Source organism: Streptomyces sp. NPDC003456 (assembly GCF_042878735.1).
Lineage (GTDB): Bacteria > Actinomycetota > Actinomycetes > Streptomycetales > Streptomycetaceae > Streptomyces.
In genome coordinates, this window is sequence record NZ_JBIAOK010000007.1 from 1 (window position 1) to 19177 (window position 19177).

At 72.5% G+C, this 19177-nt stretch carries 18 protein-coding genes and 1 rRNA gene; 6 read left to right on the top strand and 13 right to left on the bottom strand.

The genetic code is table 11. From position 1 onward, the window contains the following. A 5S ribosomal RNA gene (gene rrf, locus ACFYWG_RS27345) occupies positions 1 to 91 on the top strand; the annotation flags it as partial. A 67-nt stretch (positions 92 to 158) separates the two neighbouring features. On the opposite strand, the gene ACFYWG_RS27350 is transcribed toward rrf, so the two are convergent. Genes ACFYWG_RS27350 through ACFYWG_RS27365 form a run of 4 tightly spaced genes read right to left on the bottom strand, consistent with a single transcriptional unit; the run spans position 159 to position 3806 of the window. Then, positions 159 to 830 carry a response regulator gene (locus ACFYWG_RS27350; RefSeq protein WP_389203991.1) on the bottom strand — a complete coding sequence of 224 codons (672 nt, stop codon included), beginning with the start codon at positions 828 to 830 and terminating at the stop codon, positions 159 to 161. After that, complete coding sequence (locus ACFYWG_RS27355) at positions 827 to 2086, bottom strand: sensor histidine kinase (protein WP_389203993.1); 1260 nt, start codon at positions 2084 to 2086, stop codon at positions 827 to 829. The genes ACFYWG_RS27350 and ACFYWG_RS27355 overlap by 4 nt, the downstream gene beginning before the upstream one ends. Positions 2087 to 2109: 23 nt before the next feature. Next, a complete protein-coding gene (locus tag ACFYWG_RS27360) occupies positions 2110 to 2889 on the bottom strand; it encodes an ABC transporter permease (RefSeq protein WP_389203994.1) in 780 nt (259 codons plus the stop codon). After that, positions 2886 to 3806, bottom strand: a complete 921-nt coding sequence (locus ACFYWG_RS27365; RefSeq protein ID WP_389203995.1) for an ABC transporter ATP-binding protein — start codon at positions 3804 to 3806, stop codon at positions 2886 to 2888. Before ACFYWG_RS27365 ends, ACFYWG_RS27360 begins: the two co-directional genes overlap by 4 nt. A gap of 93 nt (positions 3807 to 3899) precedes the next feature. On the opposite strand from ACFYWG_RS27365, the gene ACFYWG_RS27370 reads away from it, so the two are divergent. Next, complete coding sequence (locus ACFYWG_RS27370) at positions 3900 to 4439, top strand: GNAT family N-acetyltransferase (RefSeq protein ID WP_389203996.1); 540 nt, start codon at positions 3900 to 3902, stop codon at positions 4437 to 4439. Between the two features lie 82 nt (positions 4440 to 4521). Here ACFYWG_RS27370 and ACFYWG_RS27375 read toward each other — a convergent pair whose 3' ends face one another. From ACFYWG_RS27375 to ACFYWG_RS27405, 7 genes are all read right to left on the bottom strand, one after another. Continuing rightward, positions 4522 to 6195 carry a type VI secretion protein gene (locus ACFYWG_RS27375; RefSeq protein WP_389203997.1) on the bottom strand — a complete coding sequence of 558 codons (1674 nt, stop codon included), beginning with the start codon at positions 6193 to 6195 and terminating at the stop codon, positions 4522 to 4524. Between the two features lie 10 nt (positions 6196 to 6205). Further along, positions 6206 to 7615 (bottom strand): ATP-binding protein, encoded by a 1410-nt coding sequence (locus tag ACFYWG_RS27380; protein WP_376330571.1) that lies wholly within the window; start codon positions 7613 to 7615, stop codon positions 6206 to 6208. A gap of 5 nt (positions 7616 to 7620) precedes the next feature. Further along, positions 7621 to 9177, bottom strand: coding sequence for an SCO6880 family protein (locus tag ACFYWG_RS27385; protein ID WP_376330573.1), 1557 nt, complete (start codon positions 9175 to 9177; stop codon positions 7621 to 7623). Next, positions 9174 to 10502, bottom strand: coding sequence for a hypothetical protein (locus ACFYWG_RS27390; protein WP_389203998.1), 1329 nt, complete (start codon positions 10500 to 10502; stop codon positions 9174 to 9176). The genes ACFYWG_RS27385 and ACFYWG_RS27390 overlap by 4 nt, the downstream gene beginning before the upstream one ends. Continuing rightward, on the bottom strand, positions 10492 to 11322 hold the full coding sequence (locus ACFYWG_RS27395; RefSeq protein ID WP_389203999.1) for a hypothetical protein: 831 nt from the start codon (positions 11320 to 11322) through the stop codon (positions 10492 to 10494). The genes ACFYWG_RS27390 and ACFYWG_RS27395 overlap by 11 nt, the downstream gene beginning before the upstream one ends. A 210-nt stretch (positions 11323 to 11532) precedes the next feature. Further along, positions 11533 to 11841: a hypothetical protein gene (locus ACFYWG_RS27400; RefSeq protein WP_333935173.1), complete on the bottom strand. Its 309-nt coding sequence runs from the start codon at positions 11839 to 11841 to the stop codon at positions 11533 to 11535. A gap of 454 nt (positions 11842 to 12295) precedes the next feature. After that, positions 12296 to 12898 (bottom strand): TetR/AcrR family transcriptional regulator, encoded by a 603-nt coding sequence (locus ACFYWG_RS27405; RefSeq protein WP_389204000.1) that lies wholly within the window; start codon positions 12896 to 12898, stop codon positions 12296 to 12298. Between the two features lie 71 nt (positions 12899 to 12969). On the opposite strand from ACFYWG_RS27405, the gene ACFYWG_RS27410 reads away from it, so the two are divergent. The 3 genes from ACFYWG_RS27410 (at position 12970) to ACFYWG_RS27420 (ending at position 16268) form a co-directional block, all read left to right on the top strand. Next, positions 12970 to 13905 (top strand): oxidoreductase, encoded by a 936-nt coding sequence (locus ACFYWG_RS27410; protein WP_389204001.1) that lies wholly within the window; start codon positions 12970 to 12972, stop codon positions 13903 to 13905. Positions 13906 to 14379: 474 nt separating this feature from the next. Beyond that, the gene (locus tag ACFYWG_RS27415) at positions 14380 to 15324 is read left to right on the top strand and encodes an NlpC/P60 family protein (RefSeq protein WP_389204181.1); all 945 of its coding nucleotides are present in this window, start codon (positions 14380 to 14382) and stop codon (positions 15322 to 15324) included. A 245-nt stretch (positions 15325 to 15569) separates the two neighbouring features. After that, entirely contained in the window at positions 15570 to 16268 is a 699-nt protein-coding gene (locus ACFYWG_RS27420; protein ID WP_383501362.1) for a phosphatase PAP2 family protein, read from the top strand. A 37-nt stretch (positions 16269 to 16305) separates the two neighbouring features. On the opposite strand, the gene ACFYWG_RS27425 is transcribed toward ACFYWG_RS27420, so the two are convergent. Next, on the bottom strand, positions 16306 to 17856 hold the full coding sequence (locus tag ACFYWG_RS27425; RefSeq protein WP_389204002.1) for an FAD-binding oxidoreductase: 1551 nt from the start codon (positions 17854 to 17856) through the stop codon (positions 16306 to 16308). Positions 17857 to 17928: 72 nt separating this feature from the next. Continuing rightward, positions 17929 to 18099, bottom strand: coding sequence for a hypothetical protein (locus tag ACFYWG_RS27430; RefSeq protein ID WP_376330589.1), 171 nt, complete (start codon positions 18097 to 18099; stop codon positions 17929 to 17931). A 137-nt stretch (positions 18100 to 18236) separates the two neighbouring features. Between ACFYWG_RS27430 and ACFYWG_RS27435 the strand changes: the two genes are divergently transcribed. Continuing rightward, positions 18237 to 19088 (top strand): hypothetical protein, encoded by an 852-nt coding sequence (locus tag ACFYWG_RS27435; protein ID WP_383501368.1) that lies wholly within the window; start codon positions 18237 to 18239, stop codon positions 19086 to 19088. The last annotated feature ends 89 nt before the right edge of the window (positions 19089 to 19177 follow it).

The window sequence follows — 19177 nt, forward strand, 5'->3', positions numbered from 1 at the left end:
GCCCGGTTACATTCCGAACCCGGAAGCTAAGCCTTACAGCGCCGATGGTACTGCAGGGGGGACCCTGTGGGAGAGTAGGACGCCGCCGAACAATTGTTGGGAAAACCCCCGCATCGAAAGATGCGGGGGTTTTCTGCGTTTCAGGGGCCTTTACGCCTTTACGACGGCTGCACCAGCTTCGTGTCGTACGCCAGAATGACCGCCTGAATGCGGTCGCGGGATCCGGTCTTCGCCAGGATGCGGCCCACGTGGGTCTTCACCGTCGACTCGGCGAGATGGAGGCGCGTGGCTATCTCCGTGTTCGTCCAGCCCTGGCCGATCACCGTGAGGATCTCGCGTTCCCGGTCGGTCAGGGACGCCAGGCGAGGATCGTTCTCGGGGAGAGCGGTCGTGCCGGGGTCCGCCGGCAGGTGGTGGACGTAGGCGTCGAGCAGGCGGCGGGTCAGGCTGGGTGCCACCACCGCGTCCCCGGTCGCCACCGCGCGGATGCCGGAGAGGAGGTCCTCGGGCTGGGCGTCCTTCACGAGGAAGCCGGAGGCACCCGCCCGCAGGCCGGCGTAGGCGTACTCGTCCAGGTCGAAGGTCGTGACGATGAGGACGCGGGTGCGGGCGCCGGCGGCCGTGATGCGGCGGGTCGCCTCGATGCCGTCCAGGCCGGGCATGCGGACGTCCATGAGGACGACGTCGGGGTGGAGTTCGGCGGTCATGCGGACCGCTTCCGCCCCGTTCGTCGCCTCGCCGACGACCGTCATGTCGTCCTGGCTCTCCAGGAGCATGCGGGAGCCGAAGCGCTGCAGGGGCTGGTCGTCGGCGATCAGGACCGTGGTCACTGCGGGATGTCCTCCGGGAGATGCAGACGGACGCACCAGCCCTGCTCCGGATACGGGCGGGGGCCGGCCTCAAGTGTGCCGCCGTACAGGGCCGTTCGCTCGCGCATTCCCGGGAGTCCGCGGCCGGCGGCCCGGGTGTCCGGGGAACGGGGCGGGGCGGTGCCCGTGTCCGTGATGGTGACGGTGACGGCGGCCTTCTCCCGGTAGGAGAGGTCTATGGCCGCGGTCGTGTGCGGGCCCGCGTGTTTCAGGGTGTTGGTGAGTGCCTCCTGGACGACCCGGTAGACGGTGAGCTGGCGGCCCGGCGGGAGGGTGGGGGTGCCGTCGACGGTGAGCTGGACGGGGAGGCCGGCCGCGCGGACGCCGTCGAGAAGCTGGTCGAGGTCGGTGAGGCCGGGCTGCGGGGTGAGGTCCGCGGGCTCCTTCGCCTCCTCGTTCTCCTCCTCGCGCAGGACGTCGAGGAGCCGGCGGAGTTCGGTGAGGGCCTGGCGGCTGGTGGTGGCGATGGCGTCGAGGGCCTGGGCCGCGCGCTCGGGGCTCTTGGCGGCGGCGTAGCGGCCGCCGTCGGCGAGGCCCGTGATGACGGAGAGGTTGTGGCCGATGATGTCGTGCATCTCCCGGGCGATGCGGGCGCGTTCGACCGCGGTGGCGAGCCGGGCCTGCTGGTCGCGTTCGCTCTCCAGGCGGCGGGCGCGGTCCTCCAGGGCCTCGGTGTGATCGCGGCGGGTGCGGACCGTGGCGCCGATGAGGGCGGCGACCGCGACGGACATCAGCTGCGAACCGATCTGCTGGTCCCACGTGCCCTCCCCGTGGCGGGCGACCGACACCAGGACCGGGGCCATCACCAGGGCCGTGGCCCACCACAGGTTGCGCAGGGGGCGGCGCAGGGCCAGGTAGTAGACGAGGACCAGCTGGAGGAGTGCTGCCTGGAGGGCGGCGCCCGTCCAGGCGTTGACCAGGGCGAAGGGGAGTGTGGCGGCGAGGGCCGCGCCGGGGTGGGTGCGGCGGCTCAGGAGCGGGACGGAGAGGCCGAGGCTCAGGGTGAGCAGCAGCCAGCCGGGCACGTCGAGCTGGTGGGCGTTGTTGCGCCAGCCGCCGCCCAGGTGGTCGATCAGGGCGGCCGTGACCCAGAAGGCGGTGAAGTGCAGGTCCCACAGCAGGGGATGGCGTCGGTCGAAGGCGCGCAGCCGGCCGGTGAGGCGGTGGGCGTACTCGGTGAGGGGCTCCGGCGCCCTGTCGTGCGTCACGGGGTCCATCGTGGGGCCTTCCCGTCCGGGCGTCACACGTCCCGGCGGCGCAGGACCACCGCGGCCGCCGCCAGGGTCGCGGCCGTCCACAGGACCAGGGCGAGCAGGGCGGTGCCCGGCGATGCCGCTCCGGGGACGGGCTGCGCCGTGGTGAGGGCTTCGAGGGCCTTGCCGGGGAAGTAGTGGACGGCGTCGTCGACGACGGCGTACGGGAGCATGGCGAGGACCTCCGGGAGGATCATGAGCAGGCCGATGAAGGTGCCGATGGCCAGGGGGACCGAGCGGACCAGGGCGCCGATGCCGAGGGCGAGGACGGTGAGGAGGGCGAGTCCGGCGGCATTGCCCGCGAGGGCCCGCAGGACGCCCGGGTCGGTGAGGGAGGCCGACAGGTCGGTGCCGGTGAGGAAGGTCTGGGCCAGGGGGAAGGTCAGCAGGTTCGTGGCCAGGGTGAGCGGGAGGGCGACCGCCGCCAGGACGGCGGCCTTGGACCAGAGGACGGGCAGGCGGCGCGGGACGGCGGTCATGGTGGCGCGGATCTGGCCGGTGGAGTACTCGCCGGCCGTGGCGAGGATGCCCAGGACCCCGAGGTTGATCTGGGCGAACTGGGTGCCGAGCAGGACGAAGACGACGGTGTCCAGCGCGCCCTCGCCGGTGTCGTCGTAGGCGGCGCCGAGGCCGATTCCCATGGCCACGGTCAGGGCGGTGGTGACGGCGAGGTTCACCCAGGTGGAGCGCAGGGTGCGGAGCTTGTGCCATTCCGCGTGCAGGACGCGGGCCGGGGTGACGCGGTGGGCGAGGGCGGTCGTGGTCATGCCGCTGCTCCTTCCAGGGCCGCCGGGTACTCCAGGGCGTCGCGGGTGAGGTCCATGAAGGCCTCCTCCAGGGAGGCGGTGCCCGGGGTCAGTTCGAACAGGGGGATGCCGTGGGCGGCTGCCGTGCGGCCGATGTGTGCGGCGTCGGTGCCGCGGACCTGGAGGGCGCCGGGGCCGTCGGTGGTGATGTCGACGCCGGGGGCGGTGAGGAGGCGTACGAGGTCGGGTGCCCGGGGGGTGACGACCCTGGTGGTGCCGGCGGCGGAGTCGCGGACGAAGTCGGCGACGGTGGTGTCGGCGAGGAGGCGGCCGCGGCCGATGATGACCAGGTGCTCGGCGGTCAGGGCCATCTCGCTCATCAGGTGGGAGGAGACGAAGACCGTGCGGCCCTCCGCGGCGAGGGACTTCAGCAGGGTGCGGATCCACAGCACGCCCTCGGGGTCGAGGCCGTTGACCGGCTCGTCGAGGATCAGCACGGCCGGGTCGCCGAGGAGCGCGGCGGCGATGCCGAGGCGCTGTCCCATGCCGAGGGAGAAGCCCTTGACACGGCGGTGGGCCACGTCGGTGAGGCCGGTGAGGCCGAGGACCTGGTCGACCCGTGTGCGGGGGATGCCGTGGGTGAGGGCCAGGGCCCGCAGGTGGTGGTGGGCGGTGCGGCCCGGGTGGACCGAGCGGGCCTCCAGCAGGGCGCCGACCTCGGTGAGCGGTGCGGGGTGGGCGGCGTAGGAGCGGCCGTTCACGGTGGCGTGGCCGCGGGTGGGGGTGTCGAGGCCGAGGAGCATGCGCATGGTCGTGGACTTGCCGGCGCCGTTGGGGCCGAGGAAGCCGGTGACCGTCCCCGGGCGGACGGTGAAGGACAGGTCCGTGACGACCGTACGGTCGCCGTAGCGTTTGGTGAGTCGGTGTGCGGTCAGCATGCTTCGATGCTCGTGCGGGCGGGGGCCGCGGTCGTCGGACCGGCGGTGGTAATCCGGGTGAGGGGTGTCGTACCCGGGTACTACCGTGGCCGTATGAGCTATGTGATCCGGTCCGTTCGTGCTGATGAGTGGCCTGCGGCGAAGGAGCTGCGGCTCGCGGCGCTGCGGGACCCGGTGGCGCACCTCGCGTTCCTGGAGACGTACGAGCAGGCCGCGGCCCGGCCGGACGCGTTCTGGCGGGAGCGGACGGCGGGGGCCGCCGAAGGGGCGGACGGGGCGCAGCAGATCATCGCCGAGGGGCCGGACGGGCGGTGGGTGGGGACGCTGACCGTGCTGGTGGAGGAGCCGGGGACGACCGACTGGGCCGGGTTTCCGGTGGAGCGGAAGCAGGGGCATGTCGTCGGTGTGTTCGTGCGGCCGGAGGAGCGCGGGAGCGGGCTGACGGAGGTGCTGTTCGACGCGGCGCTGGAGTGGGCCTGGGGGCGGGGTCTGGAGCGGGTGCGGCTCATCGTGCACGAGGACAACGGGCGGGCGCAGCGGTTCTACCGGCGGGCGGGGTTCCTGCCGAGCGGGCTGACGGTGCCGCTGGGGGAGGGGGAGCGGGAGCTGGAGTTCGTGCTCGAGCGGGAGTGACGGGCGGGCGTGCCCGGCTGCGGGCCGCCGGTCCGGGCCGGTCCTGGACCGGCAGTGCGTCGCGGGCCGCCGGTCCCAGGCCCTAGACCGGCAGTTCGTCGTGGGGCCAGCGGGAGCGGCCCTGTTCGGCGGACCGGAGCAGGGCCAGGGTCGGCAGGCCCCGGTCCGCTCCGGTGGCCAGCAGCTCCGGGAGCTGGGGAAGCGGGGCCACGGCCGCGACGTCGTCCAGGACGAGCGTCATTGGTGGGTCGAGGCGACCGGCCGATGACCGTTCGGCCATGTGCCGGCCGCGCTCGACCACGCTCGAGACGAGGGCCGTCAGGAAGGGCATCGCGCCCGGTTCGGTCCTGGGGTCCTCGATGGATTCCCCCACCACGTAAAGCGTTCCCGCTTCGTGGACGAAGGAATCCAAGGCGAGGGCATCATTTCGGTTGGGAGTGCAGGCCTCGCGGATGTTGACCGTGGAGAGGGCCGCCAGGGCACGGGTCGTCAGGTGCTGGGCCATGTCGCGGCGTTCGGGGTGGGCGGTGAGGGCGCCCTCGAGTTCGCCGGCGGCGCCGGGGGACGCCTTGGGGCTGGTGCGCAGGATGCGTACGGCGTCCTGGATCTGGGTGCCCTGGGACCAGCGGTGGACGTGGCGGACGGTGCGGCCGTCGATGGCGGCGGCGTGCAGGTAGCTGCGCAGGAGGGTGGTGGCCGTGTCGCCGACCGCCTGGTCGAGCTTGGCGGTGGGGCGGACGGGTGTGAGGAGGGCGGTGGCCCGGGCGGCTGCCGTGTCCCGGTCCTCGCAGCCGGTGGTGGGGGACCAGTGCAGGCGGGAGGGTGTGTCGCACAGGTGGCCGGGGTCGTAGAGGTGGGTGGGGCCGAGTTTGGCCCTGGCGTCCTTGGTCTCCTGCCACAGGGCGGGGTTGGAGGTGACGACCAGGGCGGGGCCCTCCGCGTCGCGTACGGCCTGGGCGGCGGTGGTCCGGCGGGTTTCCCGCGGGGCCACGAGGACTTTCGGCCACCCGCCGGGCCCTCCCTGGGCGAACAGGGGCGCCGGGGCGGCGGGAGCCGTGGCCCGGCGCGGCGTGGGGACGTCGTGCGGGGCGGCCGGGGTGTGGGCGGCGGTCGGGACGTGTGCGGCCGGGGCGTCGGGGGTGGCCGGGACCGGGGTGGAGGGAGCCGGGGCTGCGGTGGCGTGTTGCGCCGCCGGGGCCGGTACCTCGTGGGGCGTCGGAGCCGGCGGGGGATCGTGCCGGGGCGCGACCGGTCCCTCGTGCCGCGCTGCGGCTGCCTGGTGCTGCCCTGCGGGCGGGGTGCCGTGGCCGGGCGTCGACGGTACGTCGTGGCGGGCGGCGGGCGCCGGTCCGTACAGGCCGTCCGCCGCCCTGGCCTCGTCGGTGCGGCGTCTCGCGCGGACCGCCCTCCAGCGGGCCACCGTGCCCATCACGAAGACCGTCAGGACGAACAGGAGCATCAGCTGGCCGATGAACAGGCCCCAGAAGAGGCCGTAGCCGGAGAGGTCCCCGGCGGGGGTGGTGGGCCAGGCGGCGGTGAGGTCCTGGGGGTGGGCGATGAGTTCGCGCATGGCCGGGGGCGTGCGCGTGAAGGTGACTCCGGACGGCCAGGAGCCGTGGGCGAACAGGCCGGCGAGGCCGGTGGCCGTCCACACCAGCAGGGTCGTGCCGAGGAGCAGCGCGAGTATGCCGATCAGCAGCCCGTCGGGGATGCCGCCCTGCGTGTCCCGCCGGTCGCGGGGGTCGTCCGGTCTCACGCGCCGCCCCTTATGCCACCGTCGATTCGGAGTCGCCCATGTGGTGCTCCACGAAGGCCGCGGCCCGTGCCTCCGCCTCGCGCTCGGCGGCGTGCAGGGCGTCGTCCGCGTGGTCGAGGGAGGACTCGGTCATGGCGCGGTCGGTGAAGACCAGGGGGCGTTCGGTCTCGGTGACCAGGTGTTTGACGACCTGGACGTTGCCGTTGACGTCCCAGACGGCGATGCCGGGGGTGAGGGTCGGGATGATCTCGACGGCCCAGCGGGGCAGGCCGAGGACGCGGCCGGTGGCTCTGGCCTCGTCGGCCTTCTGGGCGTAGATCGTCCTGGTGGAGGCCATCTTGAGGATCGCCGCCGCTTCCTTGGCCGCCGCGCCGTCGACGACGTCGGACAGGTGGTGGACGACCGCGACGAAGGACAGGCCGAGGCGGCGGCCGAACTTCAGCAGGCGCTGGAACAGCTGCGCCACGAAGGGGCTGTTGATGATGTGCCAGGCCTCTTCGACGAGGAAGATGCGCTTCTTCCGGTCGGGGCGGATCCAGGTGTGCTCCAGCCACACGCCGACGATCGCCATGAGGATGGGCATGGCGATGGAGTTGCGGTCGATGTGGGAGAGGTCGAAGACGATCAGGGGGGCGTCCAGGTCGATGCCGACCGTGGTGGGGCCGTCGAACATGCCCCGCAGGTCACCGTCGACGAGCCGGTCCAGGACGAGCGCGACGTCCAGGCCCCAGGCGCGGACGTCGTCTATGGCGACGTTCATGGCCTCGGCGGACTTCGGCTCGGGGTGGCGCAGCTGCTCCACGATGTCGGACAGGACCGGCTGGCGGTCGACGATCGTCTCGTTGACGTAGGCGTGCGCGACCTTCAGGGCGAAGCCGGAGCGTTCGTCCAGGCCGTGGCCCATGGCGACCTCGATGATCGTGCGGAGCAGCGCCAGCTGGCCCGTCGTGGTGATCGCGGGGTCGAGCGGGTTGAGCCGGATGCCCATGTCCAGGGCCGCCGTCGGGTCCAGGCGGATGGGAGTTATCCCCAGCTCCTGCGCGATGAGGTTCCACTCGCCGACGCCGTCCTCGCCCTGGGCGTCCAGGACGACGACCTGGCGGTCGCGGAAGCGGAGCTGGCGCAGGACGTACGTCTTCTCCAGCGCCGACTTGCCGTTGCCGGACTCGCCGAGGACCAGCCAGTGGGGTGCGGGGAGCTGCTGGCCGTAGAGCTGGAAGGGGTCGTAGATGTAGCCCTTTCCGGAGTACACCTCGCGGCCGATGATGACGCCGGAGTCGCCGAGGCCGGGGGCGGCGGTCGGGAGGTAGACCGCCTGGGCCTGGCCCGTGGACGTGCGCACCGGGAGCCGGGTCGTCTCGACCTTCCCGAAGAGGAAGGACGTGAAGGCTTCGGTGAGGACGGACAGCGGGTCCCGCATGGGTCCTACCTCCGGATGCCGGTGGCGAAGGGAAGGGTGTTCACGAACGCGCGGTGGTGCTCGCGGTCGCACCATTCGAGCTTGAGGTACGACTTTCCGGCCGAGGCCCTTATCGTCCGCTTGTCGCGGGCGAGGGCGTCGGGGGAGCGGGAGGAGACGGTGATGTAGCCGACGAGGTTGACGCCGGCGGCGCCGCTGGCGAGGTCCTCGCCGCGCTGGTCCAGGCGGGAGTGGGCGGCGACGTCGCGCGGGTCGACGGTGCGGTTCATCTTGGCGGCGCGGGACGCCTCGGCCGCGTCGTTGGTCTTCTCGGTGAGCATGCGCTCGATGGCGACCTCGGTGGGTTCGAGGTCCATGGTGACGGCGACCGTGCGGATCACGTCCGGGGTGTGGACGAGCAGCGGGGCGAGGAAGTTGACGCCGACGGGGGTCATCGGCCACTCCTTCACCCAGGCCGTGGCGTGGCACCAGGGGGCGCGGGTGGAGGACTCGCGGGTCTTGGCCTGGAGGTAGGTGGGCTCGGTGGCGTCCAGTTCGGCCGGCCAGGCGTTGCGCTTGGTCATCGCCTGGATGTGGTCGATGGGGTGGTCCGGGTCGTACATGGAGTGGATCAGCGAGGACAGCCGGCTCTGGCCGAGCGGCTGGCGCACGCGGATGTCGGCCTCCTGCAGGCGCGAGCAGATGTCGGTGAGCTCGCGGGCCATGACGACGGCGAGTCCGGCGTCGCGGTCGACCTTGCCGCCGTGCGCGCGGGCGGCGCGGGCCATGGCGTTGGCCTCGGCGGCGAGCTCGCGGTTGTAGTGCATGCAGGCGACCAGGTAGGCGCGGTGCTGCTCGCTGCTGGTCGACACCATGGACTGGAGCTGGTCGTAGGACTCCTGCAGCCAGGGCAGGGCCCTGTCGTCCCCGCGGACGGCGACGTCCTTGGCGTGGGCGTCGGGGTCGGCGGGCAGGGTGCGGGCGAGCATCTGCAGGCGGGTGACGAAGCCGTCGCCGTTGGCCACGTGCTTGAGCAGGGTGCCGAAGCGGTCGACCAGCGCTTCCTGGTCCTCGCTGTCGCGCAGGCCGACGCCGGGGCCCTCGATCTCGATGGCGGCGGTGACGGTCTTGCGGTCGGCGTGCAGCAGGACGGCGATCTCGTCGGGTCCGAAGGGGGCGGACAGCCAGGTGATGCGGCCGATGCCCGGGGGCGGTCCCACCTCGATCTCGCGGCCGTCCAGGCGGGTGCCGGCCTCGACGGCGGTGGAGCGGTAGGTGGAGTTGCGCTTGAGGGTCCGCTTGTAGCTGCGGTTGATCTCGAACCACTTGTAGAACGTGCGGTGCTTGTAGGGCACGTACACCGCGGCCAGCGCCAGCATCGGGAAGCCGGCGAGCAGCACGATGCGCAGGGACAGCACGGGGACGAGGAGCCCGCACATCATGCCGAGGAACGCGCCCACGACGATCAGGGCGATCTCGCCCGTCTCGCGGTTGCGGCCGATGATCGCGTTCGGCCGGGCGCGGCCGATCAGATACGTACGGCGGGGCGTGACCGGATGGGACACGTGGGACTCGGTCGTCAACGCCCTTCACCTCCCGTGCGGTTGGTACTGCTGTTGCGGGTGCTGCTGGCGTGGGGCGTGTTGACGGGGCTGCTCGAACGGGGTGCGGGTGCGGCGGAGGGGACAGTTCCGCCGCCGCCGTTCGAGGTGCGCGCGCTGTGCGCGGCGACCCCGCCGGATGCGGGGTTGCTGGGGCGGGGGGCGGACTGGCCGCCTCCGCCGTTGTGGTCGGCGCGGGTGCTGTGGGTCTTGATGCCCTGCGCGACCAGGGACGCCGGGGAGCTGATGACGGCCGCGGCCTTGCCCTCGGCGCCCTGCATGATGCGGTTGTTGCGGGAGCCGGCGATCTCGTCGCCGAAGCCGGGGACGAAGCGGTAGATCATCGCGCTGGCGAAGATCGCGAGCAGGATGATGGCGAGGCCGGAGACGACGGCGGAGAAGGCGTCCGGGCCGTCGTCGGCGGAGAGTGCGCCGGCGAGGCCGAGCACGATCACGATGACCGGCTTGACGAGGATCACCGCGATCATGATGCCCACCCAGCGGCGGACGTGGCCCCAGAGGTTCTTGTCGACGAGGCCGGCGTAGACGACGGTGCCGAGGAGGGCGCCGACGTAGAGCAGGGCCGCGCGGATGACGAGTTCCAGCCAGAGGACTCCGGCGGCGAGGATGCTGACCAGGGAGACGACGATCAGCATGATCGGGCCGCCGCCGATGTCCTCGCCCTTCTTCAGGGCCTCGGAGAAGGTGCCGAAGAAGGCGTCGGTCTGGTCGCCGGTCGCCTTGGCGAGGACCTGGGTGATGCCGTCCGTGGCCGAGACGATGGTGTAGAGGATCAGCGGGGTGAAGGCGGAGGCGAGGACCGTCAGCCAGAGGAAGCCGACGGCTTCGGACAGGGCGGTGCCGAGGGGGACGCCGCGGACCGCGCGTTTGGCGACGGCGAGGATCCACAGCACGAGGGTGAGGACCGTCGAGGCGGCGAAGACGACGGCGTACTGCTGGAGGAACTTGGGGTTGGTGAAGTCGACGTTGGCGGTCTCCTGCACGGCGTCACTGAGCTTGCCGACGGTCCAGGAGGCGGCGTCGGCACACCCCTTGGCGAGGGAGGAGAGGGGGTCGAGGGTGGAGGTGGGGTTGATCCGGTCACCACCCCCGCCCCCGCCGCCGCTCCCGGTGTCGCCTTCACAGATCTCGCGGGCCCTGCCGGAGAGCAGGGAGCAGTTGTCGTTGCTGGGGCTGGGCGTCGGCGTGGGGGCGGCGGCCGCTCGGCCTGCGAACAGGACCAGGGCCGTCTGAGCGGCGGTGAGGGTTGCGGCGACCTTCACTGCACGGCGCGGGCTACCGGGCATAGGTGAATCCTCCGAACTCCTCGACGGCCTTGGAGATGACGTCCGACGTCGACACCTTGTTGTCGCCGTTGACCGGTGCGGGGCCTTCCTTCTGGGAGAAGCTGTCGACCTTCCAGTCGCCGTTCTTCCAGCGCAGCCGGAGGGTCATGGTGAACCAGTCGCTGGTGACGGGGGTCTGCGAGGCCTCTCCCGTCATCCCGTAGACGCCCGTGCACCAGACCTCGACGGTGGCGGTGCCACCCGAGTAGTCGGTGGTCCTGGTGCCGACCGGCATGGTGCGGGAGACGTAGGTGCTGCCCTTGGGCGCGTCGCCGTTCTCGTCCAGGCCGACCTTGGTGAGGAACGCCTTGTCGTAGACCCGGTCGAGGGTGCTCTCCAGTTCGGCGGCTCTCCCGGCGTCGAAGACCTGGCGGACGATCTCGGGTCGCCGCGCGGGCTTGAGGATGTCGGCGGAGACCAGGACCACGGCGTAGTTGGCTGCCGCGCTCTCGGCTCCCTCCTGGTCCTGTGCGAAGCCCGACGGAATGCCGGCGGCCGACTTGGTCTTGACGGGGCGTTGGCCCGAGGGAGCCGTCGCTGCTGCCTCCGGCTTGGTCGTCGTCGGGTCGTCCGCGGGGTCGCCGTCCCCCCGGTTGGCGAAGGCGATCGCGGCGATCAGGAGGACCACCACGCCGACGACCGTGACCAGGCCGCGGGACGAGGAGCGGGGGCCGCGGCGCTGCGTGCCGTAGGAGTCGGAGTCCGTGTCGGGCAGGCGGGTGCGGGTCTGGCCCGTGCCGCCGTAGCCCCCGGAGGACTCCCGTTCGTCACCGAGACTCATGCCGCGTACGCCCCCTCGACGTCGTGCGGAAACACTTCGTACCGGTCGTACTGCTCGTACTCCACGTACGACGGTAGCCGTGCTGGTTCCCGCGCGGGCGCGGTGTGGTGACTCGACATCAGGGAAACGCAACCTCAGCCGGTGGGCACGACGGGCGGGTGGGGTGGAAGGGGGAGCCGGGCGCGCCGGCCGGGGCGGACGGTGCCCGGTCTACACGGCCATGCCGTACACGATCGTGAACAGCGTGCCGAGCGAGCCGATGATGAAGACACCGGTCAGGCCCGCGATGATGAGGCCCTTGCCCTGTTCCGCGCTGAAGGTGTCCCGCAGGGCCGTCGCCCCGATGCGCTGCTTGGCGGCGCCCCAGACGGCGATGCCGAGGCAGATCAGGATGGCGAACGCCATCACGACCTGAACCATCGTCTTCGCCTCGGTGCCCAGGCTGCCGAAGGGGCCCCAGTCCGGAGCGATCCCGCCGATGATGGTGTTGATGTCTCCCTTGTCGGCCGCAAAGAGCATGTAAGTCACCGCCCCTGGTGGGTAGTTCCGCATCCTCTGCGGGCATGCAGAGGTCAGGCATCATTCTCGCCGACAATGATGCCGTCGTATGTCGACTTGGCGTCATTGATGGACGGGTTTCGTACGAAAACCTTGTCACCGCCCGGTGCCGGCCCGGGTGGGGGACGGCGAACGGTGTACGAAGGATCGTATGGTCACTCTGTGTATCACGGCGGGTGACCCCGGGCAATGAGGCCGGAGCGGAACCTGGTGTGTGGTTCCGTCGTTGTGCCCTCCTGCGGCCTTGCTCACCTTCACGGACGCTTTCTGACGGCCGATCGGGTGAGGGTCGCGCCGGTGCTTCCCGGAGGAAGGCTACCTGCCACGGCCCGCTTCGGCACTCGGCCGTGACGGTGCGTCACGACTCCGTGCGGTGGTGGTGCCATGGTCCGTCGGCGTGCTCCGGTCGCCGGGGTCAGCGGGGCCTGAGGCCGTGCAGGAGGAGGTGGACGAGCTCCTCGATGCCGTCGAGCGCGCTGCGGGGGTCGAGCATGCCGCCGGCCGCGAAGGAGGCGATGCCCTGGAGGGTGGCGCCGGTCAGCAGGGTGATGTGGTGCGGATCGCCCGCGACGATCTCGCCCCGTTCCTGGGCGTCGGCGATGACCCGCTCCAGCGAGCCCACCGTCCGGTCGACGGCCGAGGCCATCTGCTCCGAGGCGTCCGGTTCGTGCTTGCGGGCGTACATCAGCTCCAGCAGCTCGCCGTTGTCGATCGCGAAGGCGAGGTAGGCCCGGGCGAGGACGGTCAGCCGCCGTTCCAGCGGGAGGGCCGGGTCGTCGGCGCTCTCCAGGGCCTGGCCCAGCCGGTCGTAGCCGGTCAGCGCCAGGGCGTTCAGCAGGGCCTGCTTGTCCTTGAAGTGGCGGCCGGGTGCGGCGTGGCTGACGCCGGCCTCCCGGGCCAGTTCGCGCAGGGACAGCGCCCCGGCCCCCTTCTCCCGCAGGGTGCGTTCCGCGCCGGCGAGCAGGGTGGAGCGCAGGTCTCCGTGGTGGTAGGGGCGGCTGTCTGGCATGCGCACCATCGTAACTCGATGTTGACGGCGTCGACATTGTTGTCATTGACAGCATTGTTGGCGGCGCCTACATTCGGTTCATGGCTGAGAAGACGGACCTCCAGAGCAACGAGAACTTCCGCGCGGACCGCCTCCCGGACCTCTCCGGGCGGACCGCGGTCGTCACCGGCGCCAACAGCGGCATCGGGCTCACGACGGCCGACGCGCTGGCCCGGGCCGGGGCGCACGTCGTCCTCGCCGTGCGGGACACCGAGCGCGGCCGGGCCGCTGCCGCCACGGTCCGGGGCAGCACCGAGGTGCGCCGCCTGGACCTGGCCGACCTGTCCTCCGTGCGCGCCTTCGCCGAGGCCTGGCGGGAGCCGCTGCACCTGCTCGTGAACAACGCCGGCGTGATGATGCTGCCGCGGCAGCGCACCAAGGACGGCTTCGAGATGCAGTTCGGCACCAACCACCTCGGTCACTTCGCCCTGACCAACCTGCTGCTGCCGCACGTCACGGGCCGCGTCGTCACCGTCTCCTCCGGCGCTCACCGCTGGGGCCGCGCCCGGATCGAGTTCGACGACCTGGACCTCACGTCGCGCTACACCCCGCAGCGCGCCTACGCCCAGTCCAAGCTGGCCAACCTCCTGTTCACGCTGGAGCTCCAGCGCCGGCTGACCGCGTCGGGTTCGACCGTCCGCGCCCTGGCCGCGCACCCGGGGTACGCCGCGACCAACCTCCAGAACGGCACGGCCAACCCGGTGGCACGGGCCCTGCTGCGGCTGGGCAACCGGTTCTTCGCCCAGGACGACAGGGCGGGCGCGCTGCCCACCCTGTACGCCGCCACCCAGGACCTGCCCGGCGCGAGCTACGTCGGCCCCGACGGGTTCGGCGAGATGCGCGGCGGCCCCACCCTGGTGGGCCGCTCCCGCGCCGCCGGCGATCCGCTCACGGCCCGGCGGCTGTGGACCGTCTCGGAGGAGCTGACGGGCACGCGCTACCCGCTGCCGAGCGGCGAGCACCAGGACGCCGTCTGACGTGCCGGCCGGGACCGCGCGGCGGGTCGCTCGTTGCCCCCCCTGCGCCGCGTACCGGCCGGGAAGCGGGGCGGCGGGCCGTTCGTGAGCCTGTGTGCGCTGCGCGCCCCCGCCACGCCGCAGGTGCCGCGGTCCGTCTCCCCGTGCGGCTCGTGCCGCGTCCGCTTCTCCCCGCGCCGTTCGTGCCGCGTCCGCTTCTTCCCGCGCCGTTCGTGCCGCGTCCGCTTCTTCCCGCGCCGTTCGTGCCGCGGTCCGTCCGGCCCGTGCCCTGCGTGCCGCGGTTCGCGCCTCTCGTCGTGCGCGTGTCGCCGGTCGTCCCTCCGTCCGCCCCGACTCCCCTTCGCGTGATCGTTCCGGCGCGGGGCGCCCGCCTCTACACTGGCTCGCGGACTCCTGGGCTGTGAGGGGCGGTTGACGGTGCGTAAGGCATGGATCCTGGCGGGCGTCGCCATCAGTTCCGCCCTCGCGTTCGTGATGCTGCTCGTGATCGGCGTCTACCTCGTCGCCGGGAACGTCGTCAACGGCGTGGCCGGTGGGGCGAAGGCGCTGGCCAAGGGGTCGGTGCCCGCCGCCTACGCGCCGCTCGTGCAGAAGTGGGGCAACCTCTGCCCCGCCATCAGCCCGGCCCTGCTCGCCGCGCAGTTGTACCAGGAGAGCGGCTTCAATCCGCGGGCGCAGAGCCACGCCGCCGCGCAGGGCATAGCGCAGTTCATCCCCGGCACCTGGGCCAGCCACGGCATCGACGGCGACGGCGACGGCGACCGCGACGTGTGGGACCCGGCGGACGCGATCCCCTCGGCGGCCTCCTACGACTGCGAACTCGCGTCCTACGTGAAGAAGGTTGGCGGAAATCCGACCGAAAACATGCTGGCCGCCTACAACGCGGGGGCGTATGCGGTCATCAAGTACGGAGGCGTGCCGCCGTACAACGAGACGCAGAACTACGTGAAGCGGATCACCACCCTCTCCGAGAGCTTCGCCGCGCCCGTGGGCCGGGTCGACCCCTCCCAGCAGGCCGCCGGCGCGATCGAGTACGCCCAGAAGAAGCTGGGCACGCTCTACCTCTGGGGCGGTACCGGCACCCCTGAGCAGGGCGGACGCTTCGACTGCTCCGGGCTCACCCAGGCCGCCTACGCCAGCGTCGGCATCAAGCTGCCGCGCGTGGCGAACGACCAGTACAACGCGGGGCCGCACCCCGCGCGGGACGAACTGCTCCCCGGTGATCTGGTGTTCTTCTCGGACGACCTCACCAATTCCCGGGCCATCCGGCATGTGGGCATTTATGTCGGCGGTGGGTACATGATCGACGCGCCGCGGACCGGTGCGGTCATCCGGTTCGACCCGATCGACACGCCCGACTACTTCGGGGCCACGCGCGTCACCGAAGATGGCGCGAAAGCGCTGCCCACCGCGGTATGAACGGAGCGTGAACCCACCCCCTGAGCTGCGACGACGTATCTCTCTTCGATAACGTCTGCGTGATCATTCGGTGGAGTGTGGAACGGATGCACGGGGACCGTGCGTTCCTGATGTCGTAGCCGAGCAGACGTCAGGGAGCGCGTGGCACGCACGCGTACAGCGGAAGCGGATCTACAACCCACGGGGGTGGCAGGCACGGCGCACGCACGGGTGCGCCGCGAAGACGACGAAGGGGCCGCAGCACCATGGCTGGACTCGCCGATTCCGGGTCGAACCCCGACGTCGACCTCCTCTACGACATCAACGGCCTGGCCAAGGCCGCGCCGCCGTGGTTCGACCGGGTCATGGAGTACGTCGGTGAGTACGGGCTGCTGCTCGCCATCGTCCTGCTCGTGCTCGGTTGCTGGTGGTCCGTGCGGCGGCGCGGCGGCGAGGACGCGGCCTCCACCGTCGCCGCCCTCGTCTGGGCGCCGCTGGCCGCGGGTGTGGCCGTCCTGGTGAACGTGCCGATACGGGGCTTCGTGGAACGGCCCCGGCCCTTCCTGGACCACCAGGGCCTCGACGTGCTCGTCCAGGGCAAGACCGACTACTCGTTCGTCAGCGACCACGCCACGATCGTCATGGCGCTGGCGGTCGCCCTCTTCGTCGCCGACCGACGGTTCGGGCTCGTCGGGCTCGTGCTGGCGCTGTTCGGCGGGTTCATCCGCGTCTACATGGGCGTGCACTACCCGACGGACGTCGTGGGCGGTTTCGCGCTCGGCACGGCCGTCGCCCTGCTGCTCTCGCCCCTCGCCATGGCCCTGTTGACGCCGCTGATGAGGGCCGTCGAGCGCTCGCCCCGCGCGGGATGGCTGGTGCGGGCCCGGGGACGGGCGTCCGACCGGGACACCGTCATCCCCGAGGCGCGCACCGACCGCACCTCCGAGCGGGACCTGGCGGCCTAGGGCCCACCCCGGGGGGACCCCCGGGGAGGGGCCGGAGTCACAGCGCCTGCGGGTAGGTGAAGAAGCGGTCGGGGTCGTACTGCTTCTTGAGCTTGGCCAGGCGGGTCGCCGCGTCCCCGTAGTAGGCCTTGCGCCAGTCGGTCAGCGTCGGGTCCGTGTAGTTCTGGTAGGCCGCGCCCGAGGCGTGCGGACGCATCGCCCGGTGGGCCGACGCCAGCCAGTCGCGGGCCGTCGTGCCGCTCGTCCCGGCCCGCCAGGCGCCGATGTACTGCGCCAGCATCCGCGAGCGGCGGTGCACGAACGCCGTGGCGGTGGGGGAGACGCGGTTGACCGCGCCGCCCAGCGCCGTCAGCGCGATGCTGCCGGTGCCGCCGCGCACGGCGGCGATCTGGGTCAGGAGTGTGCGGATGCCGGCCGCGGACAGCGAGCGGTCGAAGAAGTCCGAGGCCGCCGCGTACGTCTCGCGGCCCAGCGCGCCCTGCGAGGAGCGGCCCGGTGTCGTACCGGGCAGATGGCACTGCGCGTCCGTCGGGAACGACGAGCAGCCCGCGTACACCTCCATCGACTCCTCGTACGAGCGGCGCTTCAGGGAGACGCTGCGGGCGGGGGCGCCGACCCGGTCGGCGAGGCGGTCCACGGCGTTCTTCAACTCGCCGTGGGTGCCCAGGGAGAAGGCGGCGACCGAGACGGTCGGGGTGCCCCCGGCGGCGTTCGCCAGGTGCAGGGACGACCAGATCTCGTCGGGCTGGGAGGGGCCCCACTCCTGCCAGGCGCGCACCACCGCCGCCGCCTTCGACCAGGGCCAGGACAGGTAGGCCGAGACGCCCTGGGGCGCGGGGTGGGTCTTGAAGTGCAGTTCGGTCACCACGCCGAAGTTGCCGTTGCCGGCGCCGCGCAGGGCCCAGAACAGGTCTGTGTTCTCGCGGGAGTCGGCGGTGAGCTGCTTGCCGTCCGCGGTGATCAGGGTGGCCCGGGTGAGGCTGTCGCAGGTCAGTCCGTAGGCGCGGGAGACCACGCCGTGACCGCCGCCGAGGGTCAGCCCGGAGACCCCGACGGTCGGGCAGGAGCCGGCGGGGATGGTGACGCCCTTGGCGGCCAGCGCGCGGTAGACGTCGATGAGTTTGGCGCCGGCGCCGACGACCGCGCTGTCGCCGAAGGCGCGCACCCGGCTGAGCTTGGACACGTCGACGATCAGCCGTCCGTCGCCGGAGGACCAGCCGGCGTAGGAATGGCCGCCGTTGCGGATCGCCACGCGCAGGGCGTGGGTGCGGGCGTAGGCCAGGGCGGTGCGGATGTCGTCCGCGTGGGAGACGTAGGCGACCGCCGCGGGGCGCAGGCCGTCGAAGCGGGTGTTGTACAGCTGGCGGGCCGTCTTCCAGGCCGCGTCGCCGGGGCGCACCAGGGGGCCGTCCAGGTCCCGGGCCAGGGCGGACCAGTCGGCCGCCGTGGACTTCGAGGCCGTGGTGGTGCGCGGGGTGGCCGCCGGGGGCGCGGAGCGGGCGCCCGACGGGGTGCAGGCGGTGCTGAACGAGGTCGCGGCGGCGGCGATCGCCGCGCTGCCGGCGGTGAGGACTGTGCGCCGTTCCATGGGGCCTCCCGGTGGTTCCGCCGTGGGAGACGGGGTGGCGGCGACGGGGGTTCCACGCCGGGCGGTCCGGGTTCAGCCGGCCGCGTGCCGGTCCGCGTCCGTGCGGGCCTGGCTGCGGGCCCGTCTGGCCGGGCCGTGCCAGCCGCAGGTGCACCGGGCCACGCAGAAGCGGCCCTTCTCCTGGGTCGTCGTGCGGTGTTCGAGGAGATCGGGGTCGGGCTCCGGCCCGTCCTGCTGCGCCACGCCGCCCACGTTACCCACCCCGGGTGACGGGCTCGGGGGCCGGGCGGCCGGTGCCCGCGTGACGGGGGCACATACCCGTCGTTAACCGGAACAACAGGGGGCCCGTGACGGACGTACCGGCTGGGGGTAGGCAGGCGATGACTGGGCGGCAGCGGGAACGGTGGCGCGGGCGGACGGGTGCGGCTCTCGTCGCGGCCGGGGTCGCGGCCGCGACGGGGCTGGGTGCGGGCGGGTGCGCGGGCGGGGACGCCGTCGCCGGGGACTCCCGGGGCGGGGACGCGGTGGCCGTGCTGCGCGGGGCCGCCGGCCGGCTGGTGGACGCGGGCAGCGCCCGGGCCAGGACGTCGATGGAGATGGCGGCCGGCGGGACGCGGGTGACGATCCGGGGCGCCGGGGTGTACGACTTCCGCCGCCGCACGGGCCGGCTGAAGGTGCTGCTCCCGCAGGACCCGGCCGGGACCGCGGGGAGCCGGCCCATCACCGAGCTGCTCGCGCCGGGCGCGCTGTACATGAAGAACCGGGGCGCCGGTGTCCCGCCGGACAAGTGGGTGCGGGTGGACACCCGGACCCTGACCGACGGCAACCTCGTCACCGGCGGCGCCACCGATCCGTTCACGGCGGCGGAGGTGCTGCGCGGGACGCGGACGGCGACGTACGTGGGCGAGACCGAGGTCGCGGGCACGGCGGTGCGGCACTACCGCGGGACGGCCGACCTCGGTGCCGCGGCCCGGCGGGCCTCCGAGGGCGGCGCGGGCTCGCTGCGCGCGGCGGGCAAGGGGTTCGCCACGGCCGAGGTCCCCTTCGACGTGTACCTCGACGACGAGGGGCGCATCCGCAAGGTGCGCCACCGCTTCAGCTTCCTGAACGGGCAGCAGAAGAACCCCGTGGCCGTCGCCTCGACCACGCTGCTCTACGATTTCGGCGCTCCGGCGCGCGTCCGGCTGCCCGAGGGCGGCGACATCTACGCGGGCCGGATCGCCGAGGAGTGACCGGCGCGAACTAGCCCGTCCGTGCCATGCGCGGTGTGTGCGCCGCTCCCTACTCTAGGAAGCCGGTAACGGCAGAGACGAGGTGATGC

What these genes read in the sequence shown, in the direction of transcription:
- ACFYWG_RS27420 (WP_383501362.1), top strand. Translation starts at nt 15,570, where the DNA reads ATGGCTGGACTCGCCGATTCCGGGTCGAACCCCGACGTCGACCTCCTC.
- ACFYWG_RS27390 (WP_389203998.1), bottom strand. Translation starts at nt 10,502, where the DNA reads ATGCCCGGTAGCCCGCGCCGTGCAGTGAAGGTCGCCGCAACCCTCACC.
- ACFYWG_RS27410 (WP_389204001.1), top strand. Translation starts at nt 12,970, where the DNA reads ATGGCTGAGAAGACGGACCTCCAGAGCAACGAGAACTTCCGCGCGGAC.
- ACFYWG_RS27405 (WP_389204000.1), bottom strand. Translation starts at nt 12,898, where the DNA reads ATGGTGCGCATGCCAGACAGCCGCCCCTACCACCACGGAGACCTGCGC.
- ACFYWG_RS27415 (WP_389204181.1), top strand. Translation starts at nt 14,380, where the DNA reads ATGCTGCTCGTGATCGGCGTCTACCTCGTCGCCGGGAACGTCGTCAAC.
- ACFYWG_RS27365 (WP_389203995.1), bottom strand. Translation starts at nt 3,806, where the DNA reads ATGCTGACCGCACACCGACTCACCAAACGCTACGGCGACCGTACGGTC.
- ACFYWG_RS27380 (WP_376330571.1), bottom strand. Translation starts at nt 7,615, where the DNA reads ATGCGGGACCCGCTGTCCGTCCTCACCGAAGCCTTCACGTCCTTCCTC.
- ACFYWG_RS27425 (WP_389204002.1), bottom strand. Translation starts at nt 17,856, where the DNA reads ATGGAACGGCGCACAGTCCTCACCGCCGGCAGCGCGGCGATCGCCGCC.
- ACFYWG_RS27395 (WP_389203999.1), bottom strand. Translation starts at nt 11,322, where the DNA reads ATGAGTCTCGGTGACGAACGGGAGTCCTCCGGGGGCTACGGCGGCACG.
- ACFYWG_RS27360 (WP_389203994.1), bottom strand. Translation starts at nt 2,889, where the DNA reads ATGACCACGACCGCCCTCGCCCACCGCGTCACCCCGGCCCGCGTCCTG.
- ACFYWG_RS27435 (WP_383501368.1), top strand. Translation starts at nt 18,237, where the DNA reads ATGACTGGGCGGCAGCGGGAACGGTGGCGCGGGCGGACGGGTGCGGCT.
- ACFYWG_RS27400 (WP_333935173.1), bottom strand. Translation starts at nt 11,841, where the DNA reads ATGCTCTTTGCGGCCGACAAGGGAGACATCAACACCATCATCGGCGGG.
- ACFYWG_RS27370 (WP_389203996.1), top strand. Translation starts at nt 3,900, where the DNA reads ATGAGCTATGTGATCCGGTCCGTTCGTGCTGATGAGTGGCCTGCGGCG.
- ACFYWG_RS27355 (WP_389203993.1), bottom strand. Translation starts at nt 2,086, where the DNA reads ATGGACCCCGTGACGCACGACAGGGCGCCGGAGCCCCTCACCGAGTAC.